Source organism: Flavobacterium sp. OHVDL-2026-0007 (assembly GCF_059882335.1).
In genome coordinates this window covers 1,868,716-1,883,232 of sequence record NZ_CM187612.1, presented here as the reverse complement: position 1 = coordinate 1,883,232, position 14,517 = coordinate 1,868,716, and the positions used below count along the sequence as shown (strand labels likewise).

The 14,517-nt window shown below is 35.1% G+C and carries 14 protein-coding genes; 10 read left to right on the top strand and 4 right to left on the bottom strand.

Annotated features, from left to right (window positions below; all coding sequences use genetic code 11):
• Positions 1-36: 36 nt before the first annotated feature.
• Positions 37-888: an N-acetylglucosamine kinase gene (locus AC51AA_RS07210; RefSeq protein WP_500705193.1), complete on the top strand. Its 852-nt coding sequence runs from the start codon at positions 37-39 to the stop codon at positions 886-888.
• 10 nt (positions 889-898) lie between these two features.
• Positions 899-1,273: a methylglyoxal synthase gene (locus AC51AA_RS07205; RefSeq protein WP_500705620.1), complete on the top strand. Its 375-nt coding sequence runs from the start codon at positions 899-901 to the stop codon at positions 1,271-1,273.
• A gap of 137 nt (positions 1,274-1,410) precedes the next feature.
• Here the strand turns inward: AC51AA_RS07205 and AC51AA_RS07200 are convergent, their stop codons facing one another.
• Both AC51AA_RS07200 and AC51AA_RS07195 read right to left on the bottom strand, forming a co-directional pair.
• The gene (locus AC51AA_RS07200; RefSeq protein ID WP_500705191.1) at positions 1,411-1,791 is read right to left on the bottom strand and encodes a RidA family protein; all 381 of its coding nucleotides are present in this window, start codon (positions 1,789-1,791) and stop codon (positions 1,411-1,413) included.
• A 26-nt stretch (positions 1,792-1,817) separates the two neighbouring features.
• On the bottom strand, positions 1,818-4,601 hold the full coding sequence (locus tag AC51AA_RS07195) for a putative LPS assembly protein LptD (protein WP_500705189.1): 2,784 nt from the start codon (positions 4,599-4,601) through the stop codon (positions 1,818-1,820).
• A gap of 49 nt (positions 4,602-4,650) precedes the next feature.
• Between AC51AA_RS07195 and AC51AA_RS07190 the strand changes: the two genes are divergently transcribed.
• From AC51AA_RS07190 to AC51AA_RS07160, 7 genes are all read left to right on the top strand, one after another.
• Positions 4,651-5,778, top strand: a complete 1,128-nt coding sequence (locus AC51AA_RS07190) for an N-acetylmuramoyl-L-alanine amidase family protein (RefSeq protein ID WP_500705187.1) — start codon at positions 4,651-4,653, stop codon at positions 5,776-5,778.
• Positions 5,779-5,828: 50 nt separating this feature from the next.
• Positions 5,829-6,794, top strand: a complete 966-nt coding sequence (locus AC51AA_RS07185) for an MlaD family protein (RefSeq protein WP_500705186.1) — start codon at positions 5,829-5,831, stop codon at positions 6,792-6,794.
• Positions 6,795-6,798: 4 nt separating this feature from the next.
• Positions 6,799-8,133, top strand: a complete 1,335-nt coding sequence (locus tag AC51AA_RS07180) for a 4Fe-4S dicluster domain-containing protein (protein WP_500705184.1) — start codon at positions 6,799-6,801, stop codon at positions 8,131-8,133.
• A 105-nt stretch (positions 8,134-8,238) separates the two neighbouring features.
• Positions 8,239-9,030, top strand: coding sequence for a (Fe-S)-binding protein (locus AC51AA_RS07175; protein ID WP_500705182.1), 792 nt, complete (start codon positions 8,239-8,241; stop codon positions 9,028-9,030).
• A gap of 81 nt (positions 9,031-9,111) precedes the next feature.
• The gene (locus AC51AA_RS07170; RefSeq protein WP_500705180.1) at positions 9,112-9,594 is read left to right on the top strand and encodes an ABC transporter ATPase; all 483 of its coding nucleotides are present in this window, start codon (positions 9,112-9,114) and stop codon (positions 9,592-9,594) included.
• Positions 9,595-9,820: 226 nt separating this feature from the next.
• Positions 9,821-10,963, top strand: a complete 1,143-nt coding sequence (gene bshA, locus AC51AA_RS07165; RefSeq protein ID WP_500705178.1) for an N-acetyl-alpha-D-glucosaminyl L-malate synthase BshA — start codon at positions 9,821-9,823, stop codon at positions 10,961-10,963.
• Positions 10,964-10,984: 21 nt separating this feature from the next.
• A complete protein-coding gene (locus AC51AA_RS07160) occupies positions 10,985-11,413 on the top strand; it encodes a protease complex subunit PrcB family protein (RefSeq protein ID WP_500705176.1) in 429 nt (142 codons plus the stop codon).
• A 110-nt stretch (positions 11,414-11,523) separates the two neighbouring features.
• Here AC51AA_RS07160 and AC51AA_RS07155 read toward each other — a convergent pair whose 3' ends face one another.
• Together AC51AA_RS07155 and AC51AA_RS07150 are read right to left on the bottom strand one after the other, a co-directional pair.
• A complete protein-coding gene (locus tag AC51AA_RS07155) occupies positions 11,524-12,021 on the bottom strand; it encodes a hypothetical protein (RefSeq protein ID WP_500705174.1) in 498 nt (165 codons plus the stop codon).
• Between the two features lie 376 nt (positions 12,022-12,397).
• Positions 12,398-13,222 (bottom strand): UDP-2,3-diacylglucosamine diphosphatase, encoded by an 825-nt coding sequence (locus AC51AA_RS07150; RefSeq protein ID WP_500705172.1) that lies wholly within the window; start codon positions 13,220-13,222, stop codon positions 12,398-12,400.
• A gap of 186 nt (positions 13,223-13,408) precedes the next feature.
• Here AC51AA_RS07150 and aroC point away from each other — a divergent pair, with 186 nt between their 5' ends.
• Positions 13,409-14,467: a chorismate synthase gene (aroC, locus tag AC51AA_RS07145; RefSeq protein ID WP_500705170.1), complete on the top strand. Its 1,059-nt coding sequence runs from the start codon at positions 13,409-13,411 to the stop codon at positions 14,465-14,467.
• Positions 14,468-14,517: the final 50 nt, after the last annotated feature.

The following is a 14,517-nucleotide window of genomic DNA, read 5'->3' as shown; positions in this document are numbered from 1 at the left end:
TTAATTAGGGAAGGACTAATCCAAAAACTAAATAAAATGAAATTAATAGTTGATAGTGGATCTACTAAAGCCGATTGGATTGCAATTGATGATAATGGGAAAGTATTATTCACAACACAAACTTTAGGATTAAATCCTGAAATTCTTAACGCACCAGAGATTATCGAAAGATTAAACGATCGTTTTGATATTTTGCAAAATAAAAAAAATGCAACGCATTTGTTTTTTTATGGAGCAGGTTGTGGTACCGATAGAATGAAAAAAGCACTTTCTCAAATCTTTCAAGAGTATTTTGTTAATGCTATTGTAGAGGTTCAGGAAGATACTTATGCGGCTGTTTATGCCACTACTCCAAGAGGAGAAGAAGCTATTGTTAGTATATTAGGTACAGGTTCAAACTGTAGTTATTTTGATGGAAAAGTATTGCATCAAAAAGTACAATCATTAGGGTATATCGTCATGGATGATTGTAGTGGAAATGTTTTTGGAAAAGAATTAATCAGAAAATATTATTTCAATAAAATGCCAAGTGACTTGGCGGCTGATTTTGAAAAAGAGTATGATGTAGATCCTGATTTTATTAAAAACAAATTGTACAAAGAGGCTAATCCGAACGCGTATTTAGCAACTTTTGCCAAGTTTTTAATCAAACATAAAGACACTGAGTTTTGCCAAAAGATCATCGCTAAAGGGATGAAATCGTTTGTTAAAAACTATATTAAACAATTTGATAACTGTAAGGATGTTCCAGTGCATTTTGTGGGCTCTATTGCTTTCTATTTGAAAGATGAATTACAGGTAACTTTTGATAAATATGAACTTCAATTAGGGAACGTTTTAAGAAGACCTATTGATGGATTAATTGCGTACCATGTTGCCAATCAATAGTGCTGGATTTTTGGAAATTGCCATTATTGCACATGACGGTAAGAAGGCTGATTTAATTAATTTTTTAATTAAAAACAGCAGCGTTTTACATCATGAAAAAATAAGGTTAATTGGAACCGGAACTACTGGAGGAAAAGCTGAAGCAGCAGGATTTAAAACCCAAAAAATGCTTTCTGGTCCTTTAGGAGGTGATGCGCAAATTGCAGGTAGAGTGGCAGAAGGAATTACGCAGATGGTTTTCTTTTTTAAAGATCCCTTATCGAGTCATCCACATGAAGCGGATATTAATATGTTAATTCGTGTTTGCGATGTTCATAATGTGCCACTGGCCACTAATGAAGCAACGGCACAATTATTATTGGACGCTATTGCATTGCAATTATAAAGATTTCAACTTATATAGATTTTGGCCAACAAGCCAATTGAACCGTTTCTAGATTGGAAGCGGTTTTTTTATATAAAAAATGCTCTACGTAAGTAGAGCATTTATAAGTTTATAGTGTTTTTATTGCAAAAATTGCGCTATTGCACTGCAATGATGGAGATTTCTACATTTACATTTTTTGGCAAGCAGGCCACTTGAACCGTTTCACGTGCTGGAGCGGTTTTTTCGTTGAAGTATGAGCCGTAAATGGTATTGATTGCGGCAAAATTATTCATATCCATAATAAAGATTGTGGCTTTTACTACATGTTCAAAAGTCATATTGGCTGCCTCTAAAATAGCCGCTATGTTCTCCATAACTTGTTTGGTTTCATCTTGGATGTTTTCCGTTACAAGTTCTCCTGAAGCTGGATTGATAGCAATTTGACCTGAGGCATAAAGTGTGTTTCCTGATAATACGGCTTGGTTGTAAGGTCCAATAGGAGCAGGAGCTTTGTCTGTAAAGATGATTTTTTTCATAAGGATTAGTTGTATTCGAGATTGATTTATCGGTTTGCGCTGCTTCGTTTGTTCCATTTAATGTCACTAAGCATTCCAGATTTAATTCCAATAAAGAAATTCCAGTTGGAATTCGTTCCTAGTGGTGTGTAATTAAAGGCCATTCTCCAGCTTAACAAATCTCTTTCAAAACGAAATTGTGTGAACGTAACTCCTTTTTGTACAAAATCGTAACCAGTAGAGATTCCGCCTTTCCATTTTGGTGTAATGTCCATATTGGCTGAAATCATGATGGAATTTCCAGAGATCTTATTCTCTCTATTGATATTGGAATAAGTCAGCGAATAAGCTAAGGTCATATCCCAAGGGATTTTTGAATTGAAGAACTCGGTAATCACGTCTGTATCGTCTTCCCTTTCATCGGGGAATTGACTTTTCCGTGTATCATTTAAATCAGTATTGGTACCGAATAAATCATCTTTACGACCTCCGTTTCGTTGACTTTGGGTGTTCTTATCATCTTTTCCATCTCCTTTGTTGGAGAAGGAGTAGTTTACGGTCATATTAGCGCTTGTCATTCTAAAGAGACTTCCGCCATTGTCGATGTTAAAAACGTTCATTCTAGCGCCTGAATTGTCGATAGCGTAAGGGTCTAAAGTAGCTCCAAAGTTCATGTTCATTTTATTATCAAAAAACTGAGTTCCCCCAGAGACTAATACTGGTTGCCAAGCTAGAGTTTCTCTTCCGTTAGCATTAAAGTTATAGCTGGTGCTGAAGTTTAAGTTGTTTAACAGCATTATTTTTTTAGGCTCTGTCTTTGTGCTGTCTCGGTCTCTTACTTTGGCTTCAAAAGTATTGCTTAAAGCAAATCCTACGACATTGGAGTTGTCTTTGCCGGGAGCGCCAAAAACACCATTTTCAAAACGCGTATAAGAGGAAGAGTTGGTTATTCTTCCTGATGCATCTACAGCGTAGTTGTCGTAATATTTTTCGAAACTTGGTGTGTAAGCATAGGTGATAGAAGGACGCATGACGTGACGAATCGATTGGATTTTTTTATCGGTACCAAAATTAAAAGTACCGTAAATGGTGGTTCCTAAGTTTGTACTGAAATTATAAGTTCTAAAAGCGTCAAATCCATTTACGGTTTTGGTTTCTACCGTGCTTAAATCATTATTGTATTCTTTGTGAACGGTTTTGGTAACCCAGGTTTCTTGGTAGTTACTAGAGGCTCCAGCACTAAAGTATTTGAATAATTTAAAATTGGTACTAATTGGAATCGAATGCTGCATCCCGATTTGAGCATCTCTAAACATTTGAGGTTTGAAAAACAAAGAGTCAGTGGTAACGAAATTGTTTTTACCACTTAAGTTGTACTGTAAGTTGATGTTTTTTATGAATCCTTTTTTAATTCCGTCTTTACCAACAAAAGGGTAAACACGATCAACACTTGCTTGAAGTGCTGGTAAGGTCATGTTGATTTGTTCGGTTTGTGTATTTTGTGAATGCGTTGCTGTTAATGAGAAACGAGCTTGCGGTATGGTGTTAAAGGTTTTATTGTATGAAATAGATGAACTTAGAGTATTATTCAAGTTCGAGCCTATGTTGGCTTGGTTAATAGATTGTTTGAAGTATTTACTACTACCCATATTCACCGAAGCAGAAAAGCTAGAATTTGGAGTAGATTTGGTGTCTTTGGAGTGCGACCACTGTATGTTGTAAATGTTTTGTTTGGAATAATCCGGATAACCTCTTTCGCTGTTGATGAGATTCTCAAAACGCACATTGATATTACCTCGGTATTTATATCTTTTAGCATAAGAGGATTCAAAACGCATGGCGTAACTACCGTTGGTGTAATAATCGGCTAGGGCGGTTAAATCATAATTATCACTTAGGGCAAAATAGTATCCCATGTTTTGCAAAGAAAAACCTCGGGTATTGGAATCGTTGTAGCTTGGAAGGATAATACCTGAAATACTTTTTTCTTGACTCATTGGGAAATAAGCAAAAGGTAAAGCAATGGGGGTAGGAACATCGGCAATAACCATATTGGTTAAACCAGTGATTACTTTTTTCCCAGGAATGAATTTTACTTTATTGGTTTGGAAATAGTATTCAGGATTGTCTATATCTTTTGAAGTGGTGAAACGCGCACCTCTTAAAAAATAAACAGAATCGTTTTCTTTTTTGGTAACCGAGGCTTTTATTTTAAATTCACCTTGTTCTGTTCTGGAGTTGTAGATTAAGGCTTTTTTGGTCTTAAAATTAAAGCGGATCGAGTCAGGTTGAACTTCGCTTGCTCCTTGTTTGAAATTGGGATATTGACTTAAAACACCTACTGAATCTTTTATTCTACCAGCATAAACTTCATCCTTTTCGTAATCAAGAACGATGATCCCCGATTTTAACTCGACATCTTTATAGTATAATTCGGCCTCGTTGTATAGGGTAATGGTTTTCTTTTTTTGATCAATCTTAGCATAATCTTTAGCTTTGTATTTTACTTTTCCGTCAAGAAAAGCTTTTTTTGGCTTGATGCTGTCCACTTTTGGCTTGATGCTGTCTAGTTTTGGCTTGATGCTATCCACTTTTGTAGTGTTAACTGTAGTGAGTTTTGGCTTATCTGCCTGTTTTACAGTTGGTAAAGCGGTTTTCTTTGTTCTTGTCTCTTGTGAGTATAATTTACCACCTCCTAATGATAGGAAAAATGATAACAAAACGATATTAAATAAGTTTGTATGCAAAGGTTTAAATGCTATTTTTGTAAAAGTATGGCTTGTTTTTTGACATGTCAAACTTACATATAATTTTTTGTCAAAAATAATCAATTATAAAAATTATAGCAGTTGCGGTTTATTAAAATTAACTTTTAGATTTATGAATATATTTAACAAAAATAAAGTAATATTTGCTTTTTTTCTAACGATAATGTCTTTTTGTGGGTACAGTCAGTCCAATGTTTTTAAGGTAACTCTTGATGCAGGACATGGGGCTCATGATAATGGGGCTGTTTATAGTGGACGAATCGAAAAAAACATTGCTTTAGCTATAGTGTTAAAAGTAGGAAAAATATTGGAGCTTAATCCAAATGTTGGCGTTATTTATACACGAAAAACAGATGTTTTTATTGATTTGGTTGAAAGGGCCAATATAGCCAACAGAGCCAATTCGAATATTTTTGTTTCGATTCACTGTAATGCGAACAAAAATACGGCTGCAGATGGTACTGAGACCTATGTAATGGGTTTGAGTAAAACGGCATCGAATCTTGAGGCAGCCAAAAAAGAGAACTCGGTAATTACTTTAGAGAAAGATTATAAACGTAAATATGAAGGCTACGATCCTAATTCACCGGAATCGATGATTGGGATGACTTTGATGCAAGAAGAGTATTTGGATAACAGTATTTCATTGGCAAGTAAAATTGAAGATAACTTTGATAAACTTGGAAAAAAATTGAGACATGGTGGTGTGAAGCAAGCACCATTTATGGTACTGCACAAAGCATATATGCCTAGAGTTTTAGTAGAAACTGGTTTTATTTCGAATCCTACGGAAGGGAATCTTTTGAATTCAGAAGAGGGACAAGATGAAGTTGCTCAGGCTATAGCGCAAGCTATCTTAAGTTATAAAAGAGAGTATTTTGGTTCAGGAGCTCCAGAATTGATAGAGGCAAGGCCAGCAAGAGATACTTCTAAACCTGTAAAGCCTAAAGTCATCGATACGCCAACGGTTGTGAAAATTGTGCAAAAAGGAACCATTTATAAGGTACAGCTTATTGCGAGTATCAAAAAAACACCTTTAGAGCCACGTAATTTTAAAGGGCTGAAAAATGTAACGATGTTGTACGAAAACAATATTTATAAATATTTCTATCAAGAAACTTCGGATTACGAAAATGCTAAAAAATATTTACAAGAAGCTAAAAGTAAAGGATATGGCGCTGCTTTTTTAATTGCGTATAAGGATGGTGAAAAAATCAGTATTCAAGAGGCAATTAAATAATAGCCTCAAGTTCGAATATTTATATTAATTTTGTACAAACATTTAGAATTTTGAAACTAACAAGAGAAATTAAAACGGCTATTTTAGTCATTGCGTCTATTTTATTATTTATTTGGGGCTACAGTTTTTTAAAAGGTAGAGATCTTTTTACAAATTATAAGACATTATATGTTGAGTATGATAATGTAGAGGATTTGTCAGCTTCAGCACCGGTAACCTTAAACGGACTAGTAATTGGAAAAGTTACTGGAATTAAAATCAATGAAAATACTGGAAAATTATTAGTTGAAATGCAACTAAAAACGGATTTTCCAATTTCGAAAACAAGTAAAGCATCTTTGTATTCACCAGGTTTAATCGGTGGAAAACAAGTGGCTATTTTACCTAATTATGCCGATAAAGAGTTGGCTGAGGAAGGACAAAGACTGCAAGCTGATGTTCAATTAGGATTGACAGAATCTTTAGGAGGTAAAATGGAACCGATTCAGAAAAAACTGGAAAAAATGTTGGTCAATATTGATACGCTAGTGACAGGATTGAACCATGTGTTAGATAAAAAAGGACAAGAGGATATCAAGAAAACCTTGGCAGAATTGAGTCAAACAATGGAGCAATTCCACAAAGCTTCAGGTAGTATTAACTCTATCTTAGATACCAACAAATCACAGATTAATGGAGTGGTGACTAATTTTAATAAAATGTCTAGCAACTTTAATAAAATCTCAGATTCTTTAAACAAAGCAGATTTAGGAAAAACAGTTAGAAACCTAAACCAAACTTTGGCTAAAGTGGATGGTATTATGAGTAATTTAAGTTCAGGAAAAGGAACTGCAGGAAAATTATTGAATGATGATGCTTTATATGCTAATTTAACGAAAACTTCAAAAGAGTTAGAGTTGTTATTGGAAGATGTACGTCTTTATCCTACACGTTATGTAAATGTTTCTCTTTTTGGAAAGAAAAATAAACCTTATGTGGCACCTACAGTAGATGCAGATTCAACTACTAAAAATTAATTAGATGAGTTATTTAGATAATATTTTATTCGCTATTCTTCTTATTGTTGGTTTCGGTTTTTTTGCGACGAGTGTAAAAAAAATCATCCGGAATATTAACTTAGGAGTAGATGTCAATCGAAAGGATAATTCTAAAGCACGTTGGAAAAACATGGCCATGATTGCTTTAGGGCAATCGAAAATGGTAAAACGTCCTGTAGCAGGAGCGCTACATATCGTAGTTTACCTTGGTTTTATAATCATCAATATCGAATTACTTGAAATCATCATTGATGGTTTGTTCGGAACACATAGAGTTTTTGCTTTTTTAGGAACGGCTTATGATATTTTAATTGGGTCTTTCGAGATATTAGCGCTTTTGGTTTTGGTAGCCGTAAGTGTTTTTTGGATTAGAAGAAATGTAGTAAGGTTAAAGCGTTTTATTAGTTCAGACTTAAAAGGCTTTCCTAAAAGTGATGCCAATTACATCTTGTATTTTGAGATGGTTTTGATGACCTTGTTTTTGTTGATGAATGCTTCTGATTTGCATTTACAAAATGTTCCAGGAGGATTTTCTCATTTTCATAAGGCAGGAAGTTTTCCGGTAAGTCAATTCATAGCGCCTATTTTTGATGGAATGTCTAATGAATTGGTGATGTTGTTGTCGGAAGTATTTTGGTGGTTGCATATAGCGGGTATCTTAGTTTTTATGAACTATTTATACTTTTCAAAGCATTTGCATATTCTTTTGGCTTTCCCTAATACCTACTTTGCCAACTTAAATCCAGAAGGACAGTTTGACAACTTAGAGTCGGTGACTAAAGAGGTGAAGTTAATGATGGATCCAAATGCAGATCCTTTTGCGGCAGCTCCAGTAGATCCAAATGCAGTTCCTGCAAAATTTGGTGCTAGCGATGTTCAAGATTTGAATTGGGTACAATTGTTAAATGCCTATACGTGTACAGAGTGCGGTCGTTGTACTTCATCCTGCCCTGCCAATCAAACCGGTAAAAAATTGTCTCCTCGTAAAATTATGATGGATACTAGAGATCGATTACAAGAAGTAGGAAAAAATATAGACGCTAATAAAGGTATTTTTATTCCAGATAATAAAACACTTTTAAACGATTATATTACACCAGAGGAATTGTGGGCGTGTACCTCATGTAATGCTTGTGTGGAAGAATGTCCAGTGAATATTAGTCCATTGTCTATTATTATGGATATGCGTCGTTATTTGGTTATGGAGCAAAGTGCTGCACCTATGCCTATAAATGCGATGATGAGTAATATAGAGAATAATGGAGCTCCTTGGCCATACAATCAACAAGACAGGTTGAATTGGAAAAATGAGAATTAAGAAGTATTCCTAGTGAAGAAATTCTCATAAATAGAATAAGATTTTAAATTTCAGCTGATAAAAAGGGAACTTTGAAAGGCTTTAAACTTTAAACAAAATAGAGAGATGTCAGAAAGTTTAGTAGTGCCAACAATGGCAGAAATGCTAGCTCAAGGAAAACAACCAGAGGTGTTATTTTGGGTAGGTTGCGCAGGAAGTTTTGATGATAGAGCAAAGAAAATTACCAAAGCATTTGTGCGAATATTAAATCGTACCAATGTTTCTTTTGCAGTTCTGGGTACTGAAGAGAGTTGTACCGGAGATCCTGCAAAACGCGCGGGAAATGAATTTTTGTTTCAAATGCAAGCCATGATGAATATCGAGGTCTTAAATGCTTATGAAGCAAAGAAAATTGTGACCGCTTGTCCGCATTGTTTCAATACCTTGAAAAATGAATATCCTGAATTGGGTGGTCAGTACGAGGTGATTCATCATACAGAGTTTTTGAAGTCACTAATAGATGATGGAAGGTTAACTGTGGAAGGGGGGCAGTTTAAAGGAAAACGCATCACTTTTCATGATCCTTGTTATTTAGGAAGAGCCAATAAAATTTATGAGGCGCCGAGAGAGTTGATCCAAAAATTAGACGTGGAATTAGTAGAAATGAAACGTTCTAAAGCCAATGGTTTATGTTGCGGAGCTGGAGGAGCACAGATGTTTAAAGATGCTGAAGCAGGAGACAAAGAGATCAATGTCGAAAGAACAGAAGATGCGCTGGAGACTAAAGCAGATATTATTGCTGCAGGTTGTCCATTTTGCAATACGATGTTAACAGATGGTGTTAAACATCAAGAAAAAGAAGGCCAAGTTAAAGTAATGGACATAGCGGAATTAATCGCTAATGCACAAGATCTTTAGTTTTTGGATAAAAACAAAAAAAGTAATAAAGATTTGAGGAGCCAACAGGCTGCTTGAATTGGAATAAAAAATAAAAATAAAATGTACGTACCTTTTGAAAATTTACCTGGTGAGTCCAGAATTTGGATTTATCAATCAAACAGAAAATTTTCTGAGGAAGAATTTTCTGAAATAGAAACAGCAGTGCAATCTTTTGTAGAAGGTTGGGCAGCGCACGGAACTAGTCTTGAGGCTTCATTTGAATTGAAATACAACCGATTTATTATTTTGGCTGTTAATCAAGAGGTGCAGGCCGCTACAGGTTGTTCTATCGATAGTTCAGTAGAATTTATACAGAGTTTAGAACAAAAGTATAACGTTGATTTGTTGGACAAAATGAATGTAACGTTTAAACTTGGTGAGCATATCGCACACAAGCCATTAATTGATTTTAAGAAAATGGTTAAAGATAAATCGGTATCTGAGAATACCATTGTTTTTAATAATTTAGTAAACAATATCGAAGAGTATAACGAATCATGGGAAGTTCCTGCTGCCGATAGTTGGCATAGTAGGTTTTTCTAGAATAAGGTTTTATAAAACAGCAAAGGCACAGGATTTAGATTCTGTGCTTTTTTTTTACGCGAAACTAAAGGGGGAGTTAAAGGGGTGTTTTTGTAGAAAAGCCTATTTAATCGGTGGACTGTGGTCAAGAAAATGTAATGATTAGGATAAATTTAGGAAATTCTAACATGCTAAAAGGATAATTAAAGGCTATTTTTAAGTACTTTCGTAGTACTAAATTTATTACATGAAAATAGCAATAGTTTGTTATCCGACTTTTGGTGGTAGTGGTGTTGTGGCTACCGAGTTGGGGCTTGAATTGGCCAGACGAGGACACGAGATTCATTTTATTACCTATAGTCAACCAGTACGGTTGGCCCTTTTAAATCCAAATGTTCATTATCACGAAGTAAACGTACCAGAATATCCTCTTTTTCATTATCAGCCTTACGAGTTGGCCTTGTCGAGCAAATTGGTGGATATGGTGAAATTATATAAAATCGAAGTACTTCACGTGCATTACGCTATTCCGCACGCCTATGCAGGGTATATGGCCAAGCAAATGTTGAAAAATGAAGGAATCAATCTTCCGATGATTACCACGCTTCACGGAACTGATATTACCTTAGTGGGTAATCATCCTTTTTATAAGCCAGCGGTAACCTTTAGTATTAATAAATCAGACTATGTAACCTCTGTTTCTCAGAGTCTGAAAGACGATACACTGAAGTTGTTCAAGATTAAGAATAAGATTAAAGTAATTCCTAACTTTATAGAGTTGGATAAAGTGGGTACAGACCCACAGGCGCCTTGTCATCGTTATGTAATGGCTAAAGAGAATGAGCGTATTATAACGCACATTAGTAACTTTAGAAAGGTGAAGAGAATACCGGATATTATTAAAATTTTCTATAATATTCAGAAGGAAATTCCATCTAAATTAATGATGGTAGGGGACGGACCTGAAAAAGAGAAGGCGGAGATTTTATGCCAAGAATTGGGTATTTACGACAAAGTAATTTTCTTTGGGAATAGTAATGAAATTGATAAAATCTTGTGTTTTACCGATTTGTTTTTACTGCCTTCCGAAACGGAAAGTTTTGGTTTAGCCGCTTTGGAGGCAATGTCGTGTGGAGTACCGGTGATTTCAAGTAATTCGGGCGGTTTACCTGAAGTTAATTTTGAGGGATTCTCGGGTTATTTAAGTGATGTAGGAAATGTAGAAGAGATGGCTGCTAATGCGATTAAAATCTTAAAAGACGACGTCGTTTTAAACCAGTTTAAGGCAAATGCTTTGGAGGTGGCCAAGAAGTTTGATATTAAAAACATTTTGCCCAAGTATGAAGCTTTGTACAGGCGCGCTATTGACGATTATAAAAATGAAAATTAGTAATCTTAAAACGGCCCATAAATGAAAAAAGTAATGTTAGTTGTAGTTGTTTTAGTTTTGGTTTCTTGTGGAGCGAAAAAAACAGCTGATTCGGGTGATGGAAAACTATATGAGGTTTTAACAGTACAGTCAGATGGCGGTGGAAATATCAAGTTTTTTGAAATTTTAACCGAACCCAATGAAATTAAAATGTTAGAGAATGATCCGCTTTTAGCCGATAAGGTGAAACAAGGAGATGTGAGTCAGTCTAATTATGTTATTCTGAATATGGGGGAGAAAAACACTGGAGGTTACTCTATAGGTGTTGAAAAAGTGGAAGAGACAGACAAAAATATTATTATCACAGTAAAAGAGCATAGTCCTGCTCCAGATGCTATGGTGATACAAGTAATTACGTATCCTTATACGGTAGTAAGGATTCATTCTAAGAAAGAAATTGTGATCAAATAATTCGTTACTGTTTAAGGCGGATTTGCCTTTAGTTCAAATTTGGTCGGTATGAGGCATAAAAAAAATCCTGTCGTTTTTCAAGGCGACAGGATTTTTGTATTTTTAATTCTTTAGAATTTAAATTTGATTCCTAGACCTACATCAAAACCAAAGTTATCATCGTTATAGTATCCAGAACCAATCTCTGGTCTTGCATCTAATGATAATAAAATAGGTACATTGTCAAAACCGTATTCTATACCAATATCACCTGCAGCAAAAACATACGTACCGCTATGGTCGTAATTGTTGTCGTTGTAATGGTGATTGTCATCCCAAGCAGCTAAACCTGCACCAACTCCTGCATACCAGTTAAAACCGCCGTCAATGTTCCAAACCCATTGATAAAGTCCCACCGCTTTAATTGCATCTACATCATTGCTGTTTCTCCAACCTAAATCGAATTCAAGTCTGTTGTTTTTAGATAATCCTCTTTGATACGATATTTCGCCACCAAATCCGTTATTATCTCCTAAACGTAGACCAAGTGCATTTTTTGCGATTTCTTGTGATTGAGCCGTGAATGCTAAACCGAATAGCATAAGGGCAGATAAAATGATTTTTTTCATAAATAGGGTTAATTATTTTATTCAAAGTTACATTTGCTATTCAGGACAAACGTATAATATTGTCTTAAATTGTTATATAATTCACACTTTAGTCTACCGAAAAGTCCTGTAGTATTCTCAAAGATATAGAATAAATGAGAAAAGTGTATAGGATAGTGATGACTGTGAAACTTGGACTACATGTTGTTGATTGTTTAAAACAATATGAGGTAAATAGCTTTGGAAATGAATGTTTTAGGGTTTGTGTTTTTTGTTGTATTGGCAGTAATAAACGATAGTCTTATGAAGTCGTCAGCAAGGTTATTTGGAAAGGAATCTCGTAAAAACAACAACTTGGGGTTAAATCAAGATCAAAGAGTTTTTTCTTCTTTGGGTGTTATTTTTGTTTTAAAATGGAGTTAATTAAGTGATTGCTTAAAATATCTTCCATTTCAAAAAGATTCTCTTCTTCGCTGAAATTTGTTTCAGCATAGGAGTAAAGTTTCCAGCGCTTTTTATGGTATTCTAAAGCGGTTAAGTTCTCTATCCAATCTCCGGAATTTAAGTATAAAGTAGAACCGTGTTTGTTTTCTTTAGTGATGATTTTTGGCTCGTGTATGTGTCCACAGATGACATAATCATATTTTTTTTCTATAGCCAAATCCGTAGCAGTGGTTTCGAAATCAGAAATAAATTTTACTGCTTTTTTTACGCTTGCTTTAATTTTTTTGGAAAACGAATAAGGCTCGCGACCCGCTTTAGCGAGTAACCAATTCACAAAACGGTTGGTTAGTATAAGGTAGTCATAACCTAGGCCACCTAGTTTTGCGATCCATTTGGAGTGTTGAACAGAAGCGTCAAAAACGTCACCATGAAAAATCCAGGCCTTTTTGTCGTCTAGTTCTAGAACTAATTTATCGACTAAAGCAAAATTTCCCATATTCATATCGCTAAACTTTCGCAAGATTTCGTCATGGTTGCCAGTGATGTAATATACCTTGGTGCCTTTGGAAGCCATTCCTATTATGCGTTGGATAACCCTTAAGTGTGCTTTTGGAAAATAAGATTTTCTAAATTGCCAAGCATCAATAATGTCGCCATTTAAGACTAATGTTTTGGGTTTAATGCTTGATAAATAGTTGTTTAATTCTTTGGCGTGACTGCCATAAGTACCTAAATGGACATCAGAAATTATGACCAATTCAACATTTCGTTTTTTCAATTTTTCTATTTTGAGTTAAACAAATAAAGGCATCTCAACGCTGTTTTGTTTTATCAAAAGGTTATGAATTTGGCTTCAATTTTAACAAATTGTGAGTTTTAGTCAAGTATGCCATTGCTTAATAATACTAATTTTAAATTTTTTAATTTAATTCATAAAACTTACATTTGCTTAAAACTAATTACAATGGCGGGAAATAGCTACGGCACACTATATAAAGTTACTACATTTGGAGAATCTCACGGCGAAGCCCTGGGTGGAATTATAGATGGATGTCCATCAGGAATTGAACTAGATTTAGCGGCAATTGAAGTTGAAATGTCCAGAAGAAAACCGGGACAATCAGCAATTGTTACACAACGTAAAGAACCAGATAGTGTTCAGTTTTTGTCAGGAATTTTTGAAGGAAAAACCACTGGAACCCCAATTGGTTTTATTATTCCCAATACCAATCAAAAATCTGATGATTATTCTCATATAAAAGATAATTACCGTCCAAGTCATGCGGATTATGTATACGATCAGAAGTATGGTTTTCGCGACTATCGCGGTGGAGGAAGAAGTTCCGCTAGAGAAACGGCAAGTAGAGTAGTAGCAGGAGCAATCGCTAAACAGATGTTGCCTGAAATTAAAATTAATGCTTATGTTTCTTCTGTAGGACCAATTCATTTAGATACCCCTTATCAAGATTTAGATTTTTCAAAAATTGAAAGCAATCCAGTGCGTTGTCCTGATGAGAAATCGGCAGCGATTATGGAAGAATATATTCGTGATATCCGCAAGCAAGGAGATACCGTTGGTGGGATTGTTTCTTGTGTGATTCAAAATGTTCCTGTTGGTTTAGGAGAGCCCGTTTTTGACAAATTGCATGCAGAATTAGGAAAAGCAATGCTTTCTATTAATGCCGTAAAAGGTTTTGAATACGGAAGTGGTTTTTCAGGATCTGAAATGAAAGGAAGTCAGCATAATGATTTATACAATGCTGATGGTACTACTAAAACCAATCTTTCTGGAGGAATTCAAGGCGGTATTAGCAACGGGATGGACATTTATTTCAGAGTGGCTTTTAAACCTGTGGCCACAATCATGCAAACTCAAGATTCATTAGATAATAAGGGGAATATCACCCCAATGACTGGAAAAGGGCGTCATGACCCATGTGTTGTGCCTCGTGCAGTGCCGATTGTGGAAGCAATGGCTGCGATTGTATTGGCTGATTTTTATCTAATCAACAAGACATATTAATAAAAGTTAGGACAGTGAGGGTCTTAATTTTTTAATTCTAAATAAAAAAC